The sequence below is a fragment of the Desulfobacter postgatei 2ac9 genome, assembly GCF_000233695.2.
Taxonomy (GTDB): Bacteria; Desulfobacterota; Desulfobacteria; order Desulfobacterales; family Desulfobacteraceae; genus Desulfobacter; species Desulfobacter postgatei.
In genome coordinates, this window is the sequence record NZ_CM001488.1 from 838,360 (window position 1) to 864,691 (window position 26,332).

General features: G+C 50.5%; 20 protein-coding genes. 15 read left to right on the forward strand and 5 right to left on the reverse strand.

Translation table 11 applies throughout. The features are described 5' to 3' along the window. Positions 1–273 precede the first annotated feature (273 nt). Positions 274–480 (reverse strand): hypothetical protein, encoded by a 207-nt coding sequence (locus tag DESPODRAFT_RS19265; protein ID WP_004071497.1) that lies wholly within the window; start codon positions 478–480, stop codon positions 274–276. A gap of 418 nt (positions 481–898) precedes the next feature. Here DESPODRAFT_RS19265 and DESPODRAFT_RS03930 point away from each other — a divergent pair, with 418 nt between their 5' ends. From DESPODRAFT_RS03930 to DESPODRAFT_RS03960, 7 genes are read left to right on the forward strand one after another with little or no spacing between them, the layout of a single operon-like run. Then, entirely contained in the window at positions 899–2,407 is a 1,509-nt protein-coding gene (locus DESPODRAFT_RS03930) for a sigma-54 interaction domain-containing protein (protein WP_040016173.1), read from the forward strand. Between the two features lie 47 nt (positions 2,408–2,454). Next, positions 2,455–4,746: a type I restriction endonuclease subunit R gene (locus tag DESPODRAFT_RS03935; protein ID WP_004071502.1), complete on the forward strand. Its 2,292-nt coding sequence runs from the start codon at positions 2,455–2,457 to the stop codon at positions 4,744–4,746. Between the two features lie 20 nt (positions 4,747–4,766). After that, complete coding sequence (gene dinD, locus DESPODRAFT_RS03940) at positions 4,767–5,606, forward strand: DNA damage-inducible protein D (protein ID WP_004071505.1); 840 nt, start codon at positions 4,767–4,769, stop codon at positions 5,604–5,606. 20 nt (positions 5,607–5,626) lie between these two features. Continuing rightward, on the forward strand, positions 5,627–7,279 hold the full coding sequence (locus DESPODRAFT_RS03945; RefSeq protein WP_004071507.1) for a type I restriction-modification system subunit M: 1,653 nt from the start codon (positions 5,627–5,629) through the stop codon (positions 7,277–7,279). Further along, positions 7,276–8,466 carry a restriction endonuclease subunit S gene (locus DESPODRAFT_RS18530; protein ID WP_004071509.1) on the forward strand — a complete coding sequence of 397 codons (1,191 nt, stop codon included), beginning with the start codon at positions 7,276–7,278 and terminating at the stop codon, positions 8,464–8,466. The genes DESPODRAFT_RS03945 and DESPODRAFT_RS18530 overlap by 4 nt, the downstream gene beginning before the upstream one ends. A gap of 10 nt (positions 8,467–8,476) precedes the next feature. Continuing rightward, positions 8,477–10,150: an AAA family ATPase gene (locus tag DESPODRAFT_RS03955; RefSeq protein WP_004071511.1), complete on the forward strand. Its 1,674-nt coding sequence runs from the start codon at positions 8,477–8,479 to the stop codon at positions 10,148–10,150. Then, entirely contained in the window at positions 10,150–11,079 is a 930-nt protein-coding gene (locus DESPODRAFT_RS03960) for a hypothetical protein (protein WP_004071514.1), read from the forward strand. Before DESPODRAFT_RS03955 ends, DESPODRAFT_RS03960 begins: the two co-directional genes overlap by 1 nt. A 295-nt stretch (positions 11,080–11,374) precedes the next feature. On the opposite strand, the gene DESPODRAFT_RS03965 is transcribed toward DESPODRAFT_RS03960, so the two are convergent. Next, positions 11,375–11,725: a Fic family protein gene (locus DESPODRAFT_RS03965; RefSeq protein ID WP_052314662.1), complete on the reverse strand. Its 351-nt coding sequence runs from the start codon at positions 11,723–11,725 to the stop codon at positions 11,375–11,377. Positions 11,726–11,923: 198 nt separating this feature from the next. Here DESPODRAFT_RS03965 and DESPODRAFT_RS03970 point away from each other — a divergent pair, with 198 nt between their 5' ends. The 7 genes from DESPODRAFT_RS03970 to DESPODRAFT_RS03995 are packed head-to-tail and all read left to right on the forward strand — an operon-like array spanning position 11,924 to position 20,594. Then, positions 11,924–13,387, forward strand: a complete 1,464-nt coding sequence (locus DESPODRAFT_RS03970) for an efflux transporter outer membrane subunit (protein WP_245532007.1) — start codon at positions 11,924–11,926, stop codon at positions 13,385–13,387. A gap of 3 nt (positions 13,388–13,390) precedes the next feature. After that, a complete protein-coding gene (locus tag DESPODRAFT_RS03975; protein WP_004071518.1) occupies positions 13,391–14,575 on the forward strand; it encodes an efflux RND transporter periplasmic adaptor subunit in 1,185 nt (394 codons plus the stop codon). Next, entirely contained in the window at positions 14,575–17,697 is a 3,123-nt protein-coding gene (locus DESPODRAFT_RS03980) for an efflux RND transporter permease subunit (protein ID WP_004071519.1), read from the forward strand. The genes DESPODRAFT_RS03975 and DESPODRAFT_RS03980 overlap by 1 nt, the downstream gene beginning before the upstream one ends. 57 nt (positions 17,698–17,754) lie before the next feature. Continuing rightward, positions 17,755–17,898 carry a hypothetical protein gene (locus DESPODRAFT_RS20255; protein ID WP_172635707.1) on the forward strand — a complete coding sequence of 48 codons (144 nt, stop codon included), beginning with the start codon at positions 17,755–17,757 and terminating at the stop codon, positions 17,896–17,898. Between the two features lie 5 nt (positions 17,899–17,903). Then, on the forward strand, positions 17,904–18,956 hold the full coding sequence (locus tag DESPODRAFT_RS03985) for an XdhC family aldehyde oxidoreductase maturation factor (protein WP_004071521.1): 1,053 nt from the start codon (positions 17,904–17,906) through the stop codon (positions 18,954–18,956). Further along, a complete protein-coding gene (locus DESPODRAFT_RS03990; RefSeq protein ID WP_004071523.1) occupies positions 18,956–20,050 on the forward strand; it encodes a DVU_1551 family NTP transferase in 1,095 nt (364 codons plus the stop codon). Before DESPODRAFT_RS03985 ends, DESPODRAFT_RS03990 begins: the two co-directional genes overlap by 1 nt. Next, on the forward strand, positions 19,977–20,594 hold the full coding sequence (locus tag DESPODRAFT_RS03995; RefSeq protein ID WP_245532008.1) for a histidine phosphatase family protein: 618 nt from the start codon (positions 19,977–19,979) through the stop codon (positions 20,592–20,594). Before DESPODRAFT_RS03990 ends, DESPODRAFT_RS03995 begins: the two co-directional genes overlap by 74 nt. 2 nt (positions 20,595–20,596) lie before the next feature. Here the strand turns inward: DESPODRAFT_RS03995 and amaB are convergent, their stop codons facing one another. From amaB to DESPODRAFT_RS21420, 3 genes are all read right to left on the reverse strand, one after another. Further along, positions 20,597–22,165 carry an L-piperidine-6-carboxylate dehydrogenase gene (gene amaB / locus DESPODRAFT_RS04000; RefSeq protein WP_004071527.1) on the reverse strand — a complete coding sequence of 523 codons (1,569 nt, stop codon included), beginning with the start codon at positions 22,163–22,165 and terminating at the stop codon, positions 20,597–20,599. Positions 22,166–22,244: 79 nt separating this feature from the next. Further along, positions 22,245–24,914 carry a molybdopterin-dependent oxidoreductase gene (locus tag DESPODRAFT_RS04005; RefSeq protein WP_004071529.1) on the reverse strand — a complete coding sequence of 890 codons (2,670 nt, stop codon included), beginning with the start codon at positions 24,912–24,914 and terminating at the stop codon, positions 22,245–22,247. Between the two features lie 96 nt (positions 24,915–25,010). Next, positions 25,011–25,142, reverse strand: a complete 132-nt coding sequence (locus tag DESPODRAFT_RS21420) for an NAD-dependent epimerase/dehydratase family protein (RefSeq protein ID WP_280985109.1) — start codon at positions 25,140–25,142, stop codon at positions 25,011–25,013. Positions 25,143–26,024: 882 nt separating this feature from the next. On the opposite strand from DESPODRAFT_RS21420, the gene DESPODRAFT_RS04010 reads away from it, so the two are divergent. After that, positions 26,025–26,219: a hypothetical protein gene (locus tag DESPODRAFT_RS04010; RefSeq protein WP_004071532.1), complete on the forward strand. Its 195-nt coding sequence runs from the start codon at positions 26,025–26,027 to the stop codon at positions 26,217–26,219. Positions 26,220–26,332: the final 113 nt, after the last annotated feature.

A 26,332-nucleotide genomic window follows, 5' to 3' on the forward strand; every position in this document is an offset into this window, starting at 1 on the left:
TCAGCTTTCGGTTTTTAGGTGTTTGATGGTGATAACTATTAATAATAGTTCGGGGTTTTGAACCTTGCATTTGGGAAATTTCGTTTCTGAAATAGTCATCATGAAGAATCCGGGTGTCCTGTTTTTATAGAGGCAAATCCATGTGGTTGCCTTTTTTTGTTCTCAATCGAACTATTCCAAAAAATAAACAAAAAGAAATTAACTGGATGTATAGAGTGCATGAAAACGAGTGGGGAGTATTCTCCCCACTGAGTGTCATCGCTTTGCCTTGAGTTAAGAAGTATGGCAAGCATAGGCGCAGTAATAACAGCCATCAACTTGGGAGAAATAACCTTTCGCTTTTTGAACAGCAGGATAACAACTGTCATAATCTCCCAAGTAAATTCTGTTTTCAGGATTTGGCAAGTATACGCAGCCGGTTTTATGAACCTCATGATCGCCGTTCTGTTGTTGATTTCTATTCACATAATACAAAGCCATGATTCAATTCCTTCCACAATTTCATTTTTCTTTCCGGACCCCTTTAAAGGGTTTGTTATCAGATTTTTGATCCATCCATTGCCCGGTTTCTTTATCCCGTTTTGTCCATCTGTCATTCTTAGGATTGTAAGTCTGAGAGCGATTCCTAACTGCGCCTTGCCTTTTGTCATCTCCAGTCGGTGGATTTGTAGCCACTTGAATACTCCTTTTTAAAAATTATGTTTGTTGAATTCAAAAATCCTATCAGCATAAATGGTGCCAACGGTATCTTTAATCTGAAAATGCAATAATAACCATTTGAAATTATTTAATATATAAACAGCATGTCTGTATTTGTTGCTGTGTTTATTCTAAAGAAGATTGATCGCTTGGATAAAATTTCTTGTATCTTCATAAAATAATTTATATGAATGACCTCATGAATACTATTTTAGCATGCTGGATAGGTTTTACGGATATAAAGGCCTCTAAGGATAATTCTGATATTGGTTTAGGACCGATCGCACAGGCGGTTGCATCCAGAGAATACGACGAGATTTGTTTGATAAGCGATTTACAATCCGGAGATACTGAATCCTATACCCAGTGGATAAAAAGCAAAACAAAATCGCCAATAAAGGTGTATCAAGAAAAGTTGAGCGGCCCCACTGTTTTTTCAGAAATCTATGAATCTGCGGTCAGGGTTGTTGAAGATATAAAGAAACGGCATAAGGAGGATATTAATCTTACATTCCACATTAGTCCGGGCACGCCGCATATGGCTGCTGTATGGATTATCCTTTCAAAGACCCGCTTTCCGGCAGAGATAATCGAGTCATCCTTAAAATATGGGGTCCGTACCGCATCAATACCATTTGATATTTCCGCTGATTTTATACCTGATTTACTAAGGAAGTCAGACAGAAACCTTGAAAGGATTGCAGCAGGATTTTCTTCGGATGCTCAGGAGTTTTCTGATATCATCCACCGGAGCGACACAATGACACGCGTCGTAGTAAAAGCCAGACGAATTGCTCCTCGCTCAATCCCGGTGCTTATCGAAGGAGAATCCGGAACAGGCAAGGAACTGTTTGCCCGCGCCATCCATAAAGCGAGCCCCAGAAAGGAAAAACCGTTTGTCGCCATCAACTGCGGGGCCATCCCGGTAGAATTGGTTGAGTCTGAATTTTTTGGGCATGAAAAAGGGGCCTTTACAGGTGCCAGTTCGTCAAGGATCGGTCATTTTGAAGCAGCCCATGAAGGGACCGTGTTTCTCGATGAAATCGGGGAACTTCCCAAAGACATGCAGGTCAAACTGCTTCGAATCCTTCAGGAAGGCGAAGTTAAAAAGATTGGAACAACAATAACCCGAAAAGTTGATGTAAGGGTCATTGCTGCAACAAATCGGAATCTGATTGAGGAGGTAGCCGCAGGATCTTTCAGGAACGACCTGTTTTATCGATTGGCGGTGGCAGTCATTAAACTGCCGCCGTTAAGAGAAAGACAGGGGGATATCAGCCTGTTGATTGATCAGTTCTTATCCCGGATCAATCAGGAGGGAGTCAATGAGCCTGGCTATAGACATAAAAAAATTTCTGCTTCAGCAAAAAATATTATGCTTCAGCATGCATGGCCGGGAAATGTTCGCGAGTTGCAGAATACTCTCACCCGGGCTGCGGTATGGTCACTGGATGAAGTGCTTGACGATGAGGACATCCGGGAGGCATTGCTTCAGGTCCCTGAAAGAGGACACGGAGTTGAAAACATCCTCAATAGATCAATAGAACAAGGATTGGATCTTCCTCAAGTCATAAAAACAGTAGCGGTTCATTACCTTGAAAGAGGGCTGTCAGAATGCCATGGGAATAAGACACAAGCTGCTAAAAAACTGGGCCTGACAAGTTACCAGACTCTGAGCAACTGGCTTAAAAAATATGGGCTTGAATAAGTTTGGCATGCTCATTGCTATAAATCAACCGCATGAAGGATAAAAATATGAGTGCACAGACGACTGAAGCTGATGCAAGGATTCTCATAGATGACTTGCTAAAAGAGGCTCTCTGGGACCCGGCAGACAAATCTCAGGTGTTGACCGAGGTATATATCCAAAGTGCAGATCAAGATCTTTCAGCAGAATTTAAGGTTGAAGAAAGTCAATCCGGTTATGGGGAAAAAGAAATCCCAGGGAAAATAAAAAAGTCGGTTTCAGGCCGGGCGGATTATGTTCTTCAGGATAGCCAAGGCAGGCCCCTTGCCGTTATTGAAGCCAAAAAGAATGCCATCAATCCGTATGTGGCCAAGCAACAGGCCCTTCCCTATGCACAGGAACTGGGGGCCCCCTTTATTTTCCTGACCAATGGAGAGCTGATCTATTTCTGGGATTACCGCAACGATGATGCCAGGATTGTCGCCTCATTTTACTCCCGCCGGGACATGGAGAGAATCGTCGAGTCTCGAAAGAACCGGAAGCCCATGGCCACCATCGAAATCCCGGAATACTACATCCGCCAGGGAGAAACCCGTGCTTTAAGGCCCTATCAAAAGGAAGCCATGCGTGCACTTGATCATGCGGTTGAGCTTGGGAAAAAGCGATTCCTTATTGAGCTTCCAACAGGAACCGGAAAGACGGATCTGACGACGCTCTATATCAAAAGACTGATTGAGGCCGGTTGGGCTGAGAGGGTTCTTTTTTTAGTAGACCGTGAGCAACTTGCCAAACAAGCCATTGAAGCCATTCAGGATCTTCTGGGAAGCCAGTACGGCAGTTACTGGCTCAAGCCCGGCATGGCCAGGCAGGAAAAGCAGATCACCGTTTGTCTCTTGCAGACCATGATCAACCGTTGCCAAGAATACACCAGCGGTTATTTTGATGTGGTGGTCATGGACGAAAGCCACCGTTCCATCTATGGAGCCTGGCAGGCCTCCCTGACCCGGTTTGATGCGCTCCATATCGGCCTTACCGCTACCCCGGCCAATTACATCGACCGCAACACCTATGAGTTCTATCATTGCAAGGCAGGTCAGCCTGATTTTTCCTACAGCATACAGGAGGCCTTTGATGCAGGCTTTTTATCCAGATACAAGTTTGCCACCGGAATTACCGAGGTGATCGCCGAAGGGGTGGATGTGGATGAAGAACATTATGAGCCGGCCAAATTCGAGCGGGAGTGGACCAATGAAAAAACCAACCGGATTATGATGGAAGAATTTGACCGCCTGGCCTGGGAGTCCTATAAGGAACTGGCCCCCGGCCAGAAAACCGGTCCCGGGAAAGCCGTTGTTTTTGCCATTACCAAGCATCATGCAACCCGGCTGACCCAATATCTCAATGAACTTCACCCTGAGCACAAAGGCAACTATGCCGTGGTTATCACCTCAGACGTGTCAGACCCGGATGCATTGATCCGGCAATTCAAGAAGGAAACCTACCCCATGGTGGCGGTCAGCGTGGGCATGCTGGATACTGGATTCGACTGCCGTGAAATCCTGCATCTGGTTATGTGCCGACGGGTGATGAGTCCCATTCTCTATCAGCAGATGCGCGGCAGGGGTACACGGTTGGCACCGCATATCCAGAAAAAGAAATTTGTCATATACGATTTTTTCAACAACCATAAGCGCTGGAACGATACGGACACCGACGTGTTCACAGGCGGAAGCAAGGGCATTACAGCGCCGGGCGGATCAGGCGGCAAGCCGGAACCAAAGGAATTGATCGAGCTGGGTGTTGATGATGAATGGCTGGAAGCCGTAAGCTATATTGAGGTGGGACCCGAAGGCGAGAGGATCGACAAAAAGGAATATCAGACCCATTGGGAAAAGATGGTCAGGGAAATGAGCGAAGAAGACCCCGTCATCGAAAAGGTTAAAACAGGGACACCGCTTTCCGAACAGGAAGAAGAAAACCTGGCCCGCCGTCTCAACAGTCCCCGGCACTATTTCAATGAAGAAAACCTGCGTAAGGCATACAAAAACCCGGTGGGCAGTCTGGTCGATTTTATAAAGGCCGCACTCGGTCTCTTGAAAATTAAAAGCCGGGATGAAAAACTCGAAGAATTGTTCAGAGCCTGGCTCGTCTCCAAATCCCTGGCTCCGGACCAGGCTCAGTATCTGTCACTTCTCAAGAACCGGGGGATTGCCACCGGCAAAGTGCAACTGGATGATTTATTCAAACCGCCGCTGTCCATTCTCAATGCCGCGGGTATCGGTATCGAGCTGTTCGGTGAGAAGGGCTTGCAGGAAATCGTGGAAGATCTTAACAACCATGTTTTCAGTATAACGGCCTGATTCATGGCCTGGAGGGGAAAATGAAAAAAAACATTGAGAAACAGCATCATCAGACGTTTGAAAACCTGAAACAAACGAATACTGACGGTATGGAATTCTGGTTTGCCCGTGATCTTCAAGCCGTTCTGGATTACAGTAGTTGGGACAAGTTTAAACGGGTCATAAACAAGGCGATTAAATCCTGCGCCAACTCTGGTCAGCGACCTGAAAACCATTTTTCCCAAGTGGTAAAAATGGTCTCTATTGGTTCCGGAGCTGAAAGAGAGATTGAAGATCATCAACTTTCCCGTTACGCCTGTTACCTGATCGTCCAGAACGCAGATCCTTCCAAACCGATAATTGCCAACGGCCAGACCTATTTTGCCATTCAGACTCGGCGGCAGGAGCTGGCGGATGACGAGGTATTTCAAAAACTCAAAGAAGATGAAAAACGGCTTTTTCTCAGAAACGAATTAAAGGAACACAATAAACAACTGGTGGAGGCAGCCCAGCAGGCCGGGGTTGAAACCACCCTGGATTTTGCCGTTTTTCAGAATCACGGTTACAAAGGACTGTATGGCGGATTGGATGCCAAGGGCATCCACCAGCGGAAAAAATTGAAGAAAAGCCAGAAGATATTGGACCACATGGGCAGTACCGAACTGGCCGCCAACCTGTTCCGGGCCACCCAGACCGAAGAGAAACTGCGCCGGGAAAACACCCAGGGGAAAGCCAAAGCCAATCTGACCCATTACGAGGTCGGGGCAAAGGTTCGTCAGACCATTAAGGAACTGGGCGGCACCATGCCGGAAGATCTTCCTTCTCCTCAAAAGGGAATCGGCCAGTTGGAACGTGAACAGAAAAAACTCGAAGAAAAATAAATTTCAAACCGGAGAACTCATTGGACCAGGAAATAAGAAAAAAACTCAGCCGGATCACCAACATCCTCTGGGCAGGCGGGGTGACCAACCCCGTGACCTATATCGAGCAGATATCCTATCTCATTTATCTGAAACTTCTTGACGAGGAAGAGATGAGCCGCGAGCTACGGGCCCGACTCAAAGCAGGGAACGGCAAGCGTCTTTTCCCGGATCAGGCCGAACGCTTTCGCTGGATCAAATGGAGGTTTTACAGCGGCAACAAGTTGCGTGACTTTATCCGCGACGAGGTCTTTCCCTATATGGCCTCCCTGGTCAAGGATGAGCCCCAGGTGGCTGAATACTTCAGGGATGCGGTCCTGGAGATCACCGACCCCAATGTCCTCAAACAGGTGGTGGACGAGCTGGACACCATTGATTTCAGGAAACTCGGGCCCGATGTCAAGGGCGACATCTTTGAATACCTGCTCACCCATCTGGGGCAGTCTGCCTTGAATGGACAGTTCCGGACCCCCAAACAGATCCGGGCCTTTATGGTGGCCATGACCGACCCGGATATCGGCGACACCGTGTTTGATCCGGCCTGCGGTACGGCCGGCTTTCTGATCGATACCGTGGATTATCTTCTGGCCAGATACAGTGAAACGCCCCAGGAGCTTCCGATCTATGGGGAGGACTGGCTGGAAAAAAGGGGTCAGACCCTGGCCGAAGCCAGAAAGGAAATGCCCAATCTCCAGACCTTCAGAAAAGGGGCCGGTGAAAAAATCCCGGACTGGGGCCTGCTTGAGGCATCCATTTTCGGCACCGATGTCTCCCGTCAGATGATGCGGATTTCCATGATGAACCTGGTGCTTCACGGCATCGGCAAGTCCCCTATTAAACGGGCCAATGTCCTGTCCGAGATGGGCGGCCTCACCGAGGACGACCTGAACCGCCGGTATAAGGTAATCCTTTCCAACCCGCCCTTTGCCGGGGTGCTGCCCAAAGATTCCATCCGCCATGACCTGCCCACCAGTTCCAAGAAAAGCGAACTGCTCTTTCTGGCCCTGATGATGGAATCGCTTGCCCCTGGCGGCCGATGTGCGGTAGTCGTGCCTGAAGGGGCGTTGTTCGGGTCAACAGGTGCCCACAAGGATCTGCGTAAAAAACTGGCCACGGATTTTGAAATCATAGCCGTGGTGTCGCTTCCGGCCGGGGTGTTCAAGCCCTATGCCGGCGTCAAGACCTCGGTCCTGGTGTTCAGGAAACCGGTAACCCCACCCAAAAAGGGACAGGCGGCCACCCGGAAAGTCTGGTTCTATGAGATCAAGAACGACGGTTATGACCCGGACAAGATCCAGGGCGGCGGCCGTCCCGAGACCCCGGACAAGAATGATATCCCCGGCCTGTTGAACGCCTGGACTGAATACAGGGAATCCGAGTTTCAGAATCCGCCCGGCAAACAGGCCGGTGTCATGCTGCCGCCAGGCTCACAGGAGCCCAAATACTGGTGGGCTGAATTTGAGACCATCGAGGCTGCGGATTACAATCTTACTGCCAACCGTTATAAACCCCAGATTGCTGAGGCAGTCCCGGAGGAAGACCCGGCGGATCTGATCCGAGGCGTGTTGAAAATTGAGCAGAAAATCGTGGATGGTCTGAATAAACTGTTGAAGGATGTGGAGGCAGCAGGATGAAGTGGGTTACCCTTCCTTTTTCAAAAGCAATTTCTGATGTTACTGGGGGCAATACAAAAATACAGAAGAAGGCTCTTTCATTACGAGGAAAGGTCCCTGTTGTTGACCAGGGGCATGATTTGATAGCTGGCTACACAAATGATGAGGCATATTTTAAAGGAAAAATCCCGATAGTGCTATTTGGAGATCATACAAGAATATTCAAATACATTGATTTCCCTTTTGCCCTCGGTGCAGATGGAGTTAAGGCACTTCAAACAAAAGATTTCCTATACCCAAAATTCTTTTTTTACTTTTGTCAAACCGTTAATATCCCTTCTAATGGGTACAGCAGGCATTTTAAATTTTTAAAACCAGTGCACATCCCCCTTCCTCCCCCCTCCGAACAACGTAAAATTGTGGAAATCCTTGACCAGGCAGACCGGCTGAGAAAACTGCGGGCCGAAGCGGACAAAAAGGCAGAGCGTATCCTTCCCGCTCTGTTTATAAAGATGTTCGGTGATCCTGCTTCGAATCCGATGGGGTGGAAGACCGGTACCCTTGGTGATGTGACACTGGATTTACGATATGGTACATCTATACGATGCGAAACCTATGTTCAGGGTTTTCCTGTGCTTCGTATTCCAAATGTCCTCAGCGGTCAAATAACGATTAGTGATTTAAAGTATGCAAAAATTAGCGACAAACAAGCAAAACCTCTATTGCTTGAAAAAGGCGATATTTTGTTCGTCAGAACAAATGGCAACCGGAATTACGTTGGGCGCTGTGCTGTTTTTGATCTATCTGATCCATACCTTTATGCTTCTTATTTAATTAGGGCACGAATTAATAAAACAAAAGCATATTCAAAGTTCCTGGCCACAATCTTAAATACACCCATCGGACGAAAGTCTATGGAACAATATATAAGGACTACGGCAGGGCAATCAAATATTAACCAAGAAGGGTTAAGGCAAATCCCTATCATTTTACCTCCATTACCCTTACAAGCCCACTTTTTGAACAAAATTGAACAAATAGAGAGTAGCAGGATGCCGAGAGAAAATTGCACTAATACATTTGAAAGATTATTTAACAATCTTCTCCACCGCGCCTTCACCGGCGACCTCACCGCCTCCTGGCGGCAGGCGCATATGAAAGAACTGCTGCAGGAAATGGAAATCCAGGCCAGGGCTCTGGCCGGATAGGAGATAGGCTATGATCACATCACTTCATCTGGGGAATTTCAAAGCGTTTGCCAAGACCCAGAACATTCCTGTCAAACCGCTGACCCTGATTTTCGGAGCCAACAGCGCCGGGAAATCTTCCATCATCCACAGCCTGGCCATGGCTCATGAGGCCATGCGAACAGGAGAGCTGGATCTTTTCCGCACGGATATCGGCGGCAGCTCCATTGATCTTGGCGGTTTTAAGCAGTACATTCACCGCCGTGAGATCACCCGCCGTCTGGAATGGGGCCTGACCCTGGGAACCGGCAGATTCACCGGCCGTCTCAGGGAGATTATGGAACCCATGGCCGACATCACTATGACCCTCACCATGGGCATGCCCCTTGATCCTAAAACCGATGAGCCTGAACCGGGAGCCGCTCCCCATGTAATGACCTATGAGCTTGAAAGTGACGGGCAAACCCTGCTTCGCATGAGCCGGCGGCCCGGCAATCAGATGGCCCTTGATTTACTTCCATATAAACACCCGGTGCTGCAAAGAATCATCAGCGCCCTGCTCGAAGGATTTACCACCACCGGGGCTGTTTCCGGGGAAGATTTGAAATCTCTGGAACAGCCCATGGCAGAAATCATCGCAGGCCTGCGCAGCCCCATGGGCACCTTATTCCCCAAAGGTATCAAGGATGAGGGGCGTGATGAAGACCAATCCGGCAGCCAATTGAACCTGTTTCCGGTCAGCCGCGGCAACCGGCAGGAAGATCTGGCAAAGGCGCTGCGGTTTTTCCTGCCCCGTACCCTGGACGAACTGATACAGGAATTGAACACGGTAATGGGTTCTGAAATAAATCGTCTCCAGTATCTTGGGCCCCTTCGTTCCTACCCGGCCCGGCACCTGGCATTTGCCGAACATGACGATATCAACTGGTATGCGGGCGGCGGGTATGCCTGGGATGTGGTCCGCCGCAATAAAGAGGTCCGGGACAAGGTCAACGCCTGGCTCAGTGATGCAAAAAGACTCAGCACGCCTTACGAACTCGTCATCAAGAATCTCTTGACCATTGAAGATCTTGAGGCGGATTACGAGCATCTTGTCAGCGGTGTTGAAACCGCCATGATAGATGATGACTGGAGCGACTTTGAAACCGCCGTGGGTGAGACCGTTTCCGGCGATCACTTTGGAGAGCTTTATGGTATCCTTGGCAGGCTGAAAAAATCAGAAGAAAAATTCGCAGCTTTCCAGGAATTAATCCTTTATGACCGCCGCACCGAAACCCAGGTTTCCCACCGTGATGTCGGCATCGGCGTCAGCCAGGTTCTGCCTGTCCTGGTCTCGGCCTTTGCGGCCCGGGAAAAGATCATTGCCATCGAACAGCCGGAGATTCATCTTCACCCGGCCCTGCAGGCCGAACTTGGCGATATCTTCATCGAATCCGCTCTGGCCGGAAATAATAACAACACTTTTTTGTTGGAAACCCATTCCGAACATCTCATCCTGCGTATTCTGCGCCGTATCCGGGAAACTTCCGAGAATGAACTGGAGGAAGGTGCCACACCAATCAAACCGGATCAGGTCGCCGTGCTGTATGTGCAACCAGGCAAAAAGGGGTCTGCAATCCTGCACATCCCGGTCAATGAGGAGGGGGAATTTGAACGGCCCTGGCCCCAGGGGTTCTTTGCCGAGCGCGCCAGGGAGCTGTTCTGATGATTTACGAATATGCGATTGAGCCTGAACTTGTGGTGGCCTGGGGAAGGGATCGTGCTGAATTCAGATACTTTTATGAACAGTTCGGCCTGGGGACATCCAGGATGATGGCGGAGTTCCCGAAACTCAAAAACTGGAGGAGATTATTCAGACAGGCGGCTGCAAGCGCTGATTCAACCAACGAGCTGCCCATGATAACAGCCCTGTTTGACCTGCTCAAAGAAAGGCTTATCCGCCGGGAAGGGGCAGCGTATGACGGCACACTTTCTTGGCTGGAAAATGCAGAGTCGGAAAATACAAAACAAGCATTTCATGCCATACTCGCGCAGACCAATCCCAGACAGCGGGCGAATGTAATGACTTCAAATTCAGTTCATAACAGCCCTCTTTGGAGGGTAAAAAAACAAGATTGTTGTTCCCGCACAGCCAGTGATATGGCCGCGCTTGTCCGGGCGATGCTGACAAATTGTTCTGAGGTCCACTTTGTTGACCCTCATTTCGGATCTGAAAATGTCCGGTTTCGAAGACCGCTTGAAGCCTTTCTTCAAATTATTTCTGCCAATCGAAACTGTCGGCCAGTTATCGAAAGAATCGTAATTCATACATCTGATAAAGCAGATTATACTTTTTTCAGGCAGTCTTGTGAGGACCACCTTAAAAGCAAAATGCCGGCGGATTTGATCATCACTTTGCAACGCTGGAAAGAACGTGATGGTGGAGAGAAGCTTCATAATCGTTATATTCTTGCCGATATTGGCGGACTTAAGGTTGACCCGGGACTTGATGATGGTAATCCTGGGGGAAGTTTTGAAGCCATGCTTCTGGAGCGGAATCTTTATGAAAAGCAATGGAATGATTTTATTTCAAATCCGGCATTTGAGAAAGCGGAAGCACCGATTGTAATCAGTGCAGCCAAGGGGAAAAAGTGATCATATCGTATAAAAGCGAATGAATAAAAATTGAATTTTGGTGAGGACTACTTCTCGGATAAGATCCACTTTTTGCAAGAATGAATACCCCGGACTATCCCTGTAAGTCCACACCTTTTCTCAAATTTTTAAAGTGAATGATTTTTGGGCTACCGTTTTAAGCCTGGACACCCCGTAGAATAAGCCTCTTATGAGATGCCGTGTTTTTAAGGCTGACGTCCTGGAAGACTTTGATCAAACGGTTCAGGCTATCCTATCTTAAAACGGTAGCCGCTTTTTGGCAATACCGCAAAACTCACCTTTTTTGATTATTCACCCTTCCAAAAGTACCCCCCGTAGCATAAAGTCTATAAAAAACGCCGCAATCCGCTCCTTTGGTGCTTTCATTGATCGCATCGTAATAAGCCTGCTGGTTATCATGCACCATGGATTCCACGGGAAGGGCGAGAAAGGCTTCATCTAGTTGACCGAGGATAATTGATTGCCAAAGCCGTCCCATGCGACCATTACCATCGGCAAAGGGATGGATAAATTCAAACTCGTAGTGAAAAACACAACTGCGAATGAGCAGATGATCCTCGGCTTTTTGCAGCCAATGGAATAGATCGCTCATCAAGGCCGGAACCCGGTCGGCTGGTGGTGCCATGTGAATGCACTGATCCCCGGCAAAAACACCTACACCACCCTGCCTGAATTTCCCCGGACGATCATCCAGTGATCAGCAAACAATGTGAAAAATAAATATCAGATCTAAAAGGCGCCCAAGATATCAATGAAATGATCTGGCTATAGCTGAAAAGCCATGGTATATTCCTGTCCGCCAATAATTTTAAAGTGATGGACAGTGGGCTGTGAAATAATGCGCTATGCTTTGATCTCCATTGTACTGATGTCGGGTTTTTTTATTTCCGGCTGCAATCTGATATCCCCTGAGCCTGCGACTGTAATGCCTGTTGATATCCCTGATGCCTATGTTTATGATACAGGTGTTGACACGCCCCCAATCAGCAAAGAAGATCCGGATGGCGGGTGGTGGCAGCAATTTGGTATCGATGAGCTGAGCCAACTCATTCAAACAGGTCTTGGCCGCAACTATGATCTGCAGGTGCTTAAAGCCCGGGCTGATCAGGCCCTGGCTGATGTGAAAAGCGAAAAATCAAACCCTGGCCCTTTTCTTGATTACTTTCTTGGGGGCGAACGCACCTATTCCCAATCTAAAACCCGGGGCCAGTCTATCACCAGGGATCATGAACACACTTATTCCGCCTCCCTGGATGCTGAATATACCCTGGATCTGTGGGGGAAAAATCGTGCCGATGTCAATGCAAGAGAGCTGGAATACCTTGCTGCGGTCCGGGATTTGGAGGATGGGGCGCTGACCTTGTCCACGGATATTGCAGATACCTGGGTGGATATTCTGTCTGTTCGGATTCGTATGGAAGTGCTTGCGCGGCAGATAGAAGCCAACCGGATGACACTAAAACTGCAGGAGCTTCGTTTTATCAACGGCAAGGCCACAGCCCTTGATGTCTCCCAGCAGCGGGAAGCCCTGGCTCAGGTTCTTTCTGCCATGCCTTTGCTTGAAAAAGAAGAAAAGCAACTGCTGAATGTTATGGGCCTGTATCTGGGGCGGACACCGGGGACGCCTGTGGCCGTCTCTACTGGCGATCTGCCCCAAAGTTTTCTGGCCCCCCAGCCCGGTATTCCCTCCGATTTGCTCGAAAACAGGGCCGATATTAAGGCTGCCCGGATGCGTCTTAAAGCGGCTGCCCTGGATGTGGAGGCGGCCAAGGCAGATTTGTTACCGCAACTGACCCTGTCTGCCTCGGCCGCTTTTTCCAGCGGTTCCCTGGACCTGCTGTTCCAGAACTGGGTACTCTCCCTGGGCGCTGCCCTGGCTGGCCCTTTGCTGGACGGCGGGGCGCGCGAAGCCGAAATCGAACGCACCCGGGCCATGGTTCGTGAAGCACTTAATGTCTACGCTAAAACCGTTGCCACTGCCATTTGCCAGGTGGAGGATGCCCTGGTGGCCATTGACCGGCAGAAAACCTACATTGAACTTTTAGCGCAGCAGCTGGCAGCCGTTAAAGTGACCCTGCAGGATGCCCGGGTTCAGTACCTCAACGGTCAGAGCAGTTATTTGAACTATCTTGCGGCCTGGGCCTCCATGGAAAGCCTGGAGCGTCAGCTCATCAGCGAACAGGCAACCTATGTCAAAGAACGAATTGCTCTTTATAAAGCAACCGGCTGGCGGCGTGAGTTTTTCAAAGCACCCCCGGCACAAGATAAAAATACCGGAGCCAACTGATTTATGAAACGGATTGCTTCACAGACCTCCCTGGGTGTAACCCTTTTGAAAATTATTCTGCCTGTATGCCTGATAGCCCTGGGTGTTACCGGTTTTTGGTACTACAAATCAAAAGTCGTGAAATTCAAACGTAACCCTGCTGTCAAAACAGCTCCGGTGGTCGATATCATGAAAGTGAATCCCAGCCGTGTTACTGCACAGATCCGGGCCATGGGTACGGTTCAGGCGGATCGGGAGGTGGTGATTAAATCCCAGGTGGCCGGCACGGTCATCCAGGTGGCCCCGGAATTTGTCCAGGGGGGATTAATCCGCAAGGGCCAGCTCATGGTCCGGATTGATCCGGCGGACTATGCGCTGGCCGTGAACAAGGCCCAAAGTGCTTTGGCCCAGGCCCAGGCTGATTTTGAAATTGAAAAGGGGCGGCAGCAGATTGCAAGGGAAGAGCTCAAACTCATGTCCATGATGTCGCCCAATGAGGTGCAGGAGACCAGCCTGGTGTTGAGAAAACCCCAGCTTGAACAGGCCGGGGCTGCCGTGGCAAGTGCTCAAAGCGACCTTGAAACCGCCCGCCTCGACCTGGAACGTACCCGGATAATTGCCCCCTTCCATGCGCTGGTGCGATCCAAAGAGGTGGATGCCGGAGCTATGACCGCAGCCCAGGGCGCCCTTGCCACCCTGGTGGACGTGACCTGCTACCAGGTGGAAGTCCAGGTGCCCCTGGATCGCTTGGACCGGATTCGGGTGCATGAAACCAACGGGAGCCCTGTGCGTATCCGTTCCCTTTATGCGGGCCGGGAATGGGATGGACGTGTGGTGCGGACCACCGGGGCGGTAACTGAGCAAAGCCGCATGGCAGGCGTCATTATCCGGGTGGATGATCCCTTGGGGCTCGGGTCGGCCAAAGGGCGTCCTGCCATGCTGCTTGATGATCACGTTGAAGCGCTGATTGAGGGACAGGTTTTTGACAATGTGTTTTCCCTGCCCCGGACCCTGATCCGGGAGGATTCCAGTTTGTGGATATATAAGGACGGGCGCCTGGAGATCCGTAAGGTGGCACCCGTGTGGATTGAAAATGATCGGGTGTTCATCCAGTCCGAGCTTTCCCCTGGTGATCTTGTGGTCTGCTCTGATCTTTCCGCGCCTGTCTCGGGCATGGCCGTGACCCTTGCTTTGGGGGAGAGCCGGTAATGCCTGAACACAATCCTGGCTTTTCCGGTCCTGCAGGGCAGGGTCCAAGAGGTGCCATGGCCTGGATGGCCGGCAACACCGTGGCTGCCAATCTGCTCATGGCGATTTTCCTTGTGGGTGGTCTTTTTATGGCATTTAACATCAAGCAGGAAGTGTTCCCCGAATTCTCCATGGATTCGGTGAGTATTTCGGTCTCCTATCCCGGGGCCAGCCCCGAAGAGGTGGAGTCCGGTATTATTCTGGCTGTGGAAGAGGCGGTGCGGGACCTTGAAGGCATTGATGAAATTACCTCCCAGGCCTCGGAAGGCCGTGCGTCGATCACCATAGAAGCCCTGGACGGTGCTGATGTCACCCGGTTGTGGCAGGAGATCAAAAGCGAAGTCGACCGGATTGACACCTTTCCGGATGAGGCTGAAGATCCGGTGATCGCCATTACCTCCCGGCAGCGGGAAGTGGTGCGTCTGGCCCTTTACGGGGATGCCCCGGAAACCACCATGCGGGATCTTGCCGATGATATCAGGGACAGGTTTTTGTCCGATCCTGAAATTACCCAGGTGGAACTGGAAGGCGTCAGGGAGCGTGAAATCCTGGTGGAGATCTCCACCAATACCCTGCGGCGCTACGGCATGACCCTGTCCGATGTCGCGGACGCCGTTTCCACGGCTTCGGTGGAACTGGGCGGCGGCGCCATCAAGTCCGGGGGCGGAGATATCCTGCTGCGCATCAAATCCCGGAAAGATTACGCCCGGCAATATGCAAAACTGCCTATTCTTACCCGGGAAGACGGCTCCCAATTGGTTTTGTCCGATATCGCCAAAGTAAGCGAAGGATTTGAGGATTCGCAGTCCTGGGCTTCATTTAACGGCAAGCGGGCCGTTACCATTGCTGTTTACCGGGTGGGAAAACAGACTCCCACCAAGGTGGCGCAAGCCACCAAAAAGATGCTGGAAAGCATTAATGAGGAGTTGCCAGAAGGGATTCATTTGAGCATTGTCAGGGATTTGTCCATGGTTTTTACCCAAAGGGCGGATCTTTTGCTGAGTAACGCCTATATGGGACTTGCCCTGGTATTTTTGTGTCTTGCCCTGTTCCTTGAGATTCGTCTGGCCTTCTGGGTCAGCATGGGTATTCCCGTTTCATTTTTAGGCTCCTTTATCTTTTTGTCCGCAGCCGATTTCACCATCAATATGGTAAGCATGTTTGCCTTTATCGTGACATTGGGCATTGTGGTGGACGATGCCATAGTGGTGGGGGAAAATATCTATTATTGCCGGCGCCAGGGCATGGGGTTCCTGGATGCCGCCACCCAGGGAACAAAAACTGTTGCTGTTCCTGTTTTCTTTTCGGTAGCCACCAATATGGTCACCTTTATGCCCATCATGTACATCCCGGGTGAAATGGGGAAGATTTTTAAAACCATGCCTCTGGTGGTGGCGGCGGTGTTTGGTGTCTCTTTGATCGAAAGTCTGTTTATCCTGCCGGCCCATTTAAGCCACCGCAACCGCCCTTTGTTTTTTCCTTTGAATGTTCTCGAAGCGTGGCAGGCAAAATTTTCTGAACAGTTTGAAACCATTGTCAAATCTGTGTACGGCAGGCTGATGTCTGTGCTGCTTTCCTGGCGGTATACGGTTTTTACCCTGGGACTTGCCCTGCTGCTCATCACCTTCGGATATGTAAAATCCGGAAAAATGGGTATGGTTCCGTTTCCCAAGGTCGAGTCCGATTACGCCTTCTGTGAGATTTACCTGCCCTATGGCACGCCTGAAAACAAGGTGCGTGAAGTGGAATCCCATCTGGTGGCATCAGCTGAAAAGACCGTTGCGGAAAATGGTAAAGAAGCTTTGTCCACGGGGATTTTTTCCCAGGTCGAAGAGAACCATATCGAAATGAGGATCTATCTGACCGATCCCGAGGTGCGTCCGGTATCCACCTCCGAGGTGACCCGGATTTGGCGGGAAAAAACCGGCGTGGTTTCAGGCCTTGAGACCATTACCTTTGAATCCAACCGGGGCGGTCCCGGTTCCGGTAAAAGTCTGACTGTTTCCCTGAGCCACAGGGATACGGATACCCTGAACCGGGCCGGTGAGGACCTTGCCCGGCATCTGGCTGAATATCCCATGGTATCGGACATTGATGACGGATCTGCCCAGGGAAAACGGCAGTTCGATATCACCCTGACCCCTGCCGGCCACCGCATGGGGCTGACCCCGAGAACCATTGCCGTCAAAATCCGGAATGCTTATCAGGGCGTTGAGGCGGTAAAAAATCAGCGCGGAAGAAACGAGGTTACGGTACGGGTGCGCCTGGCCGAAGGCGAACGTATTTCCGAAACCGCATTTGAAAATTATGTGCTCAATACCCCCAATGGAGAGATCATGCTTCGGGATGCCATTGAAACGGTCAAGGGCCGGGCCTACACACAGATCAACCGGACCAACGGACGGCGTGAAATTCTGGTGACGGCCAATGTCAACCCGCAGTCGTTGTCTGAAAATATTGTCCAGGATATGGAGCAGAAGATCCTGCCGTCCCTTGTGAGCCTTTATCCGGGCCTGTCCTACGGGTTCAAGGGTAAACAGGAAGATGTCAAAGAGAGCGTGGGGGCCCTGGTCAAAGGTCTGGGTCTGGCGTTATTCTGTATCTTTGCGCTTCTGGCCATCCCCTTTAAGAGCTATTTTCAGCCGTTGATTATTATGTTATGCATCCCCTTCGGAATAATAGGGGCCGTGGCCGGCCATCTTATCATGGGATATTCCCTTTCCGTTATGAGTCTGTTCGGCATTGTGGCCATGTCCGGTGTGGTGGTCAACGACTCTTTGGTACTCATTGATTTTTCCAACCGGCTGGTACGCGGGGGGATGCCTGTGGCGGCTGCAATCAGGGCTGCAGGGATTCAGCGCTTCAGGCCTATTCTGTTGACCACGTTAACCACCTGCGGAGGACTGGCGCCGATCATCACGGAAACGTCTCGCCAGGCAAAGTTTCTTATTCCCATGGCCATCTCCCTGGGGTTCGGTATTTTTTTTGCCACGCTGATTACCTTGGGGCTGGTGCCCTGTCTTTATCTGATATTAGAGGATATTAAAGGACTTTTTAAACACGAGGATAAACGTCATGGTTAAAGTGGCGCTTTGTGCCTGATCGTTAGAAAAGTAGTCATCGGCAAGGAGCATATCTATGTGGCTGGTCTGAAAAATGATATACATGAAGTTGAAAAAAGGGACATCATCATGATGGGCTACGGGGGGGTTGTTCCAATTGCAGAGATTGCAGGTATCCGGACTGCAGTTTTGGAAAATAAAGCCATGTACCCAAGGAGTTAATTGAAATGAGATCACTCATCCGCGAAAGCCTGGATCTTCTGAACGACGGCACCCCGTTTGCCCTGGCCGTGATCATCGGCCACAAGGGCTCCACCCCGCGGACATCGGGCAGCAAGATGCTCGTCCGGCCGAACAAAGGCATTTCAGGCAGCATCGGCGGCGGCCTGGTTGAAGCCGAGGTCATTGACGTCTGTGTCGATCTGCTGGACCGGTCACGCTCAAAAACCATGGATTTTAACCTGAACCAGGAGATTAAAGCGGGTATGGATATGGGCTGCGGAGGCAGTCTGACGGTCTGGCTTCGCAGCTTTGTTCCACCTTGTCCTTCGGAACAAATCGAGTTATGGCAGACACTGGCAGACCTGGAGGCCAAGGGGAAAAAGGCTTTGGCAGTTACCCGGATTGCGGCGGACAAAACCGCTGAAATCAGCCTGGTGCTGGAACAGGGTGAGGTGGCTGGCCCGGGCATGCTGCCCAAAGCCCTAATAGATGCGGCCGGGGAAAACCGGTTTACAGGCCCGGGTCCGGTGCGGCAGTTCTACGGGCTGGACGAGTTCATCATTGAGCCCCTGATCCGGCCGGATAGATTGTTCATTTTCGGGGCCGGCCATGTCGGGTTCCAGCTGGCAAAAATGGCCCATTTGACTGATTTTTCCTGCGTGGTCACCGACGATCGGGCCGAGTTCGCCAATGAAGCGCGTTTCCCCCATGCTGCTGAGATCCGGGTGCTGGATGATTTTTCCAGTGCGTTTGACGGTTTGGACATTGACGGCAATGCCTATATCGTTATCCTCACCCGGGGGCATCTCCATGACCAGACCGTGCTGGAACAGGCCTTAAAAACTGACGCCGCATATATTGGTATGATCGGCAGTAAAAAGAAAAAGAAGCAGATCTACGACAATCTGATGGCTAAAGGGGTGGCGCAGGCCCGGCTGGAACAGGTCTATGCCCCCATCGGTCTTAAAATCAAGGCTGAGACTCCGGCGGAGATTGCTGTAAGCATCATGGGAGAATTAATCAGCGTCAGGGCGGAAAATAAGGAGAACCCCTCCTGATGCCGGCCGCCCTTATCCCGGCAGCAGGTCTCTCCTCCCGAATGGGCCGGTACAAGCCGCTGCTGCCTTTGGGGCGTACCACCATGATTGAAACCGTCATCGACCTGTTTAAAGCTGCAGGGATCCGGGAGATTATTGTGGTCACCGGTCACAACCATGACCAATTGGCAGGGACCGTTGAAGCGGCAGGTGCCAGGCCTTTGTTCAACCCGGATTATGCCTCGGGCATGTTCTCCTCCATTCGCAACGGGGTGGCAACACTGTCGTCGGGTATAGAGGGCTTTTTCCTTTTGCCGGCCGACATCCCGGCCATCCGGCCCACCACCCTAAACTTCATCCGTAGAAAATTCGAGGCGGCCAAAGACAGCTTGATTGTACCGGCATTCAACGGCCAAACCGGTCATCCGCCCCTGATTCCGGCCCGGCTGATCCCCGTCATAACCGGCGCTGATCCTGACGCCAATCTAAGGCGGATCCTGTTTTCAGATCCAAGCCGCATTATCCAACTGCCGGTCCATGACCGGGGCATTCTCATGGATGCCGACACCCCGGAAGGTTATCAGCAAATAAAGCAAAAATATGAGAGACTGGAAATTGCCGATGAAGCGGAATGCCGGTCCATTATTGACCGGGAGCTGCCCGATGCCCCGGCAATTCGGGCCCATCTGCACCAGGTATGTGATACTGCGCTGACCCTTGCCCGGGCTCTCCATTCGTGCGGGCTTGATTTTGATACCGACATCATCAGAGCAGGGGCGCTGCTCCATGACATTAAAAGAAAAGAAGCGCACCATGCCGAGGCCGGCAGTCGTTTTCTCAAAGCGTTGGGATTCCAAAAAATCGCAGATGTTACGGCTGTCCACATGGATCTCACCCCCGGCCCGGAACTGGATGAAACCCAGATTGTCTTTTTTGCAGACAAGCTGTGCAGGGGAGACCAACTGGAACTGGATTACTCAGGTCGATTCCACGAAAAAGCACGCTGTCTGCCCCATGCCGAAAAGGAGATTTTTAAAAGACTTGAAACTGCTCAGCACATACATGCCCGGATCGAATCAGCTGTCGGCCGATCTCTCAGGGAAATTCTCGGATAAAGGCCCCTTACTCTTCATTCTGCGTCACGGACAGATCAAGGGTCATGGTACCCGCCGGTTCATCGGTCAAACCGACATCCCCCTGGATCAGACAGGCCGGGAGCAGGCCAGAAGCTGGCAGGCGCCCTTCGCCGCCGTTGGTTTCAAACAGGTTTACACCTCGGCTTTGACCCGGTGCCGGCAAACAGCGGCCTTTGCCTGCCCTGACAGCACATCCGTTATCGACCGCCGCCTCAACGAAATCGACCTGGGAGAGTGGGACGGCCGGGAATTTGAGCACATCAAAACCAAGCATCCGGATCTATTTGAACAGCGGGGCCGGGATATTTACGGTTTCTGCCCCCCGGCCGGAGAAAGCTTCAAAGACCTTTTTTCCCGGGTGTCACCTTTTTTCAGTCAACTGCCCCTGTTATCGCATACCCTGTTGGTCACCCATGCCGGCGTAATCAGGGCCATGCTCTGCTTTTGGGCTGGTAAAAAAATGGAAAACCTCCTCAACTTTAAAACTCATTTCGGACAGCTGTTCGTGCTGGCTAAGGAATAGGCTTAAATGTCCCCGTCGATGTTAAATTCGATACCTTGGGCAAGCGGCAATTCCTTGCCCCAGTTAATGGTGTTGGTCTGACGTCTCATGTATGCTCGCCACGCATCGGACCCGGATTCACGCCCGCCGCCGGTCTCTTTTTCACCGCCGAATGCGCCACCGATTTCGGCACCGGACGTGCCGATGTTCACGTTGGCAATGCCGCAGTCAGAGCCTTTGTGTGAAAAAAAAATTTCCTGGTACTGCAAGGAGGTTGTGAAGATTGCGGAAGACAGGCCCTGGGGCACGTCGTTATGCAGTTCAAGGGCTTGCTCAAACCCATTGTATTCAATGATGTACAGGATGGGTGCAAAGGTTTCGCTCTGGACAATGGGGAAATCATTTTTTACTTCAGCCACAGCCGGGAACACATAATGACCGCCTTCACAACCGTTCACAGTGGTCCGCTCTCCGCCGTAAAGAATCTTTCCACCGGACGCCTTAACTGCTTTCAGGGCTTGTTCCATAGCAAGGAGAGCCTCTTCGTCAATAAGCGGCCCCATGAGCGTGTCATTGACCAGGGGATTGCCGATCTTAATCTGTTTGTAGGCACTGATCAGGTTGTTGACAAAGGCTTGTTTCACTGAAGAGTGAATGATGATCCTTCGGGTGGAGGTGCAGCGTTGTCCAGCGGTACCCACAGCACCGAACAGCGTGGCCCGGACGGCCATGTCCATGTCTGCGTCTTCGGTGATGATAATGGCATTGTTGCCGCCAAGTTCCAGCAGGGACCGTCCTAAACGACCGCCAACCACTTGACCCACATGTTTACCCATGGCCGTGGACCCTGTGGCGGAAATCAGAGGAATGCGTTTGTCATGGAGCATGGGCTCGCCCACATCGGTTCTGGTGCCGATGACCATGTTGAAAATACTTTCAACACCGTATTTGTCAACCACAGGCGCAAGGATGTTCTGGATGGCAATACTGGTCAAAGGCACCTTTGAGCTGGGTTTGAACACAATCGCATCACCGCAGACAGAGGCAATCAACGTGTTCCAGGACCATACGGACGCAGGAAAATTAAACGCAGTGATCAGCCCGACAATTCCCAGGGGGTGCCATTGTTCGTACATCCGGTGCTCGGGCCGTTCAGAATGCATGGTCGGGCCATAGAGCCGGCGGCTCAGGCCCATGGCGAAATCGGCAATGTCAATCATCTCCTGGACCTCGCCCTCGCCTTCAGCCCGGATTTTACCGACCTCAAGAGAAATCAGGGCACCTAATGTCTTTTTATTCTCCCGTAATGCATCACCGATCTCACGCACCATTTCGCCGCGTCGCGGAGCAGGCATCATGCGGAAGGTTTTAAACGCTTCCTGGGCCTTGGTCATCACTGTTTCATAGTCTTTTTTTTCAGCCATCAAAACACTGGCAATGGGTTTGCCGTTGATGGGGGAATAGGAAACAAGCTCTTTTCCCTTTGTTTCAATCCAACCTTTGCTGCCACCGGTTGTAGCACCGTAATTCACAGATTTAATCCCCAAGGTATCAAGTATTTGTTTTACTTCTGCATTAAATCCGTTGCCCATATCAATCACCTCTTGACACGATTTGTTAATAATCAGAATTTATTATTCTTAATAGTACCGTCGCAGTTGCCCGAAATTGTTAAACTTTATGGGCCTCTTTTATTGCGGCAAGAACCTTGTCCGGTGTAGCCGGAAGGCTCGTAATCAAAGCGCCGCAGGCATTTTCAATGGAGTTGATGACGGCCGGCGCTGTTGAGACCATTGACATTTCCCCAACCCCGGTGGAGCCAAGGGTGCCCCGTTTTCTATGCGTTTCCCTGAAAAACACCGCCATGTCAAAGGCGGTTTTCATTGTAGGGAATTTAAAGGTACGCCAATCTTTTGTTTTTCCGGCGATATACTGTTCACGAAGGGCATATCCCACACCCATATCCATGCCGCCTTCCATCTGTCCCGTAAGGTTATTCGGGTTGATTACAGGCCCTGCGTCAACCACAGAGGTCATCTTTAATACCTTGACCTCTCCTGTTTCTGTATTGACTTGCACTTCGGCCAGTTGAATGGCATGGGTATCAGATTCCGTTGACGGTCCCTGGCCTGTTTCCGGATCCATGGGCGCGGTTTGAAAAGTTGATTTATTGCCCACGTAACGAGTTGGTTTTTCTGCAGACTTAAAGGCATCAAACGTCTTTGATCCAACGTCATCCATGGCTTTTTTCAATTGTTTTAAGGCATCTACGGTAGCGCCGCCAATCATCAAGGTTACCCTGCTGCCGGAGGCGGGACCGGCTGCGGTGGTTTTATCCGTTGTCCGGGTAACAGCACGAACCTTGTCAAGGGGCAGTTCCAGAACCTGTGCCGCCAGTTGGGTAAGCATGGAATCATTGCCTTCTCCAGGGTCTGCTGCCGCAGCGTATACGGTTACACCATCATCCGGTTCCAGTTCCACGGCAGCCGTGGATTTATCTGCCGGGAAACCAATGCCGAACGCAGCAGCACCCAGACCGACCCCGCGTTTGACAGGACCTGTATTATCATGGGCCTTTGCATCTGCCAGGGCTCTTTCATAATGGGGTAAAATATCATCGCAAAGTTCGGGGAACGGCCATACATCGTCCTGGACATGCCCGGTTGCCTTGGTCAGCCCTGTTCTAAGGCTGTTTTGCTTTCTGAACGCCAAAGGGTCTATATTTAATTTTCCGGCAAGCATATTCATGCCGCACTCAAGCGCATAATGCGCCTGTGGGGGGCCTGCACCACGGGCTGCACTTCCCCATGGGTTATTGGTATAAACAAGTTTTGACGCCACCTTTATGTTGGGCACATAATAAGAGCTTGTCAGCATTTGGAGAGCCCGGTTGATGATGACGTTGCCGATGGAGTGATAAGCGCCGTTGTCTACCGTGATATCCATCTCAAGGGCTGTGAGTTTACCATTCTCGTCAGCGCCCATTTTTAATTGAATGTCAAAGGGGTGACGTTTGGATGTAATCATCATGGATTCGGCCAGGCTTGGGATATAACGCACAGGCCGCTTGAATTTCAATGCAGCCGCCGCAGCAATGCCCTCGGTGAAGATTTCCAGTTTCATGCCGAACTGGCCGCCTGAAAAAGGCTCTTCATAACGAATGTTGTCGTATCCGAGAGCTGCCTGCAGCGTTGCCATGTGAAGATGGATGTTGATACTGCGGCCCATAACCACCAGAATGGCATCCTGGCCTTCTCCTTCCATGTAGGCCACACTGTTTTCAGGTTCTAACGGGGCCTGGTGGTTCAATTGGGTCGTGAAGTTTTGTTCAATCACAGCGGCCGCTTTTTTGAACCCTTCATCTGTGTCCCCTTTAATCAAAGGCTGGGAAAAACATAGATTGGGTCGGTGGGGATGAATTTGGGGCGCATCAGGTTCCATCGCCTGCCTGGTGGTGGTTACCTCAGGCAATAGGGAATATTGAACGTCCACGGCCTGGGCAGCGGCCAATGCCTGTTCACGGGTTCGGGCCAGCACGGCGGCAATCGCATCACCCATGGTCCGCACCCGGTTTTCACACAGGATAGGGCGGTCTGCCACAATATATTTTAAGCGATTGGTGCCTTTGATATCTGAGGCTGTCAGTGTGCCGATAAATCCCGGCATTTTTTCAGCCCTGGAAAAATCAATTTTTTCAATCTCTGCATGCATGTGAGGGCTTCGTACCACAGCTATTTCCACAGCATCGGGGATGATAATATCCGAGGTAAAGGCGGCTGTGCCGCATGCTTTTATCATGGCTGACGGCCGGGAATGGGAAACGCCTATTTTGGGGTCGGTCGGCAACGGGGTGAGCTCTTCAGGCTTTTTTTCTCCCCTGAGAAATTGGGCGGCCAGTTGTACGGCGTCAATGATTTTTACATAACCTGTGCAACGGCAGATATTGTGACGCAACGCGTGTTTGATTTCTTCAACCGTAGGGTTGAGATTGGTGTCCAGCAGGGCTTTGGCAGCCATAATCATGCCGGGCGTACAAAAACCGCACTGGATGGCGCCTGCCAGTACAAACGCATGCTGGATAAGATGCGGATTGTTCGGTGTGCCCAGTCCTTCGATGGAGATCACTGATGCCCCATCGAGTTTTTCTACTCTGGTCAGACACGACAATACCGCTTTTTTATTAACGATTACGGTGCATGCGCCGCATTGCCCTTTTCTGTCACAGGATTGTTTGGTGCCGGTCAGGTTTAACTGCTCCCGGAGCAAATCAAGCAGAACCAAATTTTTATCGGCAATCACCTGTCTTTCGCAGCCATTGATTGTTAAATTAATTTTTTTCATTTTTAATCCTTGATTTACTATAATGGTTATAGTGGATCTTGAAGTCAGCCGGGCAAGGGGTCGCTCTTGAAATATAAGGTTTGCCCCCACCAGTTTCTATCCGTCATTCAACAGGCGCAAAGCAAGCGCAGACCCGATAAACCCGGCTGCACCGGTGATCAATATGTTCATGTCCAGTCCTTTAAATTGAAATATGGAATCAGGAAAACTGCTATTCTGTTTTTCCATGTTCTGTGCCCGGTTGGCCGGGATAAACTTGCAAAGTTAATAAACTTCTACAAGTTTATGTGTTGTATCATGATCAGGGCTACATGACAAATCAAGGTGTCCAGTTAAAAAACAAAAATTAAGGGTTTCCCTGATAGGCATTTATTCAAGTCGATGATAAGGATGACGTTCTTGTCAAAACAAGACCTTTGCTTGAGATTGTCAAGACATCCTGGGGTGATTTTTTATCTTAGGATATTAATGAATCTGAAATTGAATTGTTCAGAAAGCATGAACGTAACGGCCGATCGTTGGGAAATAGGACTTTTGTAAAGCAATTGGAGACTATTTTAGACAGACGGCTCAGGCCAAAGAAAGCAGGTCGAAAAAAAATATGTAAGGTGCCCGTATGCCGTAACAACTGTATTTCTAACAGGTTAAAGTCCTGAAGGAGGAATTATCCGTACGCCTTCTTAGCACCGGGAAGCAGCGTCTGGGTAACCAGGGGTTGTAAGTTTCTTATGGGCAAAGATGCAGGCCGTAACGAAAGTGAACCTATATGTAGCCTCGTCAACTAATTGAAGATGCCGACCTTTTGGACATCAAGGGAAGGCCGTAGTGCCTGGGAGTAGAAAACGCAAATCCTTTCAGGTGATCTTCCGGGGTAGCAGGGGATGGCATGTGTCGGAAGAATTGCAGTGCAGTGCGGGAGACCCAATGCGGTTACGGTGAAGGGCCGTTAACTGATGGATATAAGGAGATCCGAAATTCCGATGGGGCTGTATTGGGAGTCGGAGGGGTTTATAGTACCGATTGAGGCTGAGGGACAACATAACCCCGGCTAAGGAAAGGGACCCTACTTTGTTCAAGCAACCAACGAGCGGAGGATCAGGAGATTGCAATATGCTACTAACTCCGGATAGGATCAGGACGCTTCAGAGGAAGCTCTATTGTAAGGCCAAGCAGGAACCGGATTTTCGTTTCTATTCTTTATATGACAAGGTCTACCGGGCTGACATCCTTGGTCATGCCTATCGCCTTGCCCGGGCAAACAACCGGCGGTCGGGGTCGGATCAAATTAACTATTTGAAATTATGATGAATATGGCATAAAAACGCTTCTGAGATCGTCTTAGAAGCCTTATTTGGCCCCCAAAAGAGACCGTTTGAAGTAGGACACATATCATTGGCCCGCGCAAATCGACATTTTAT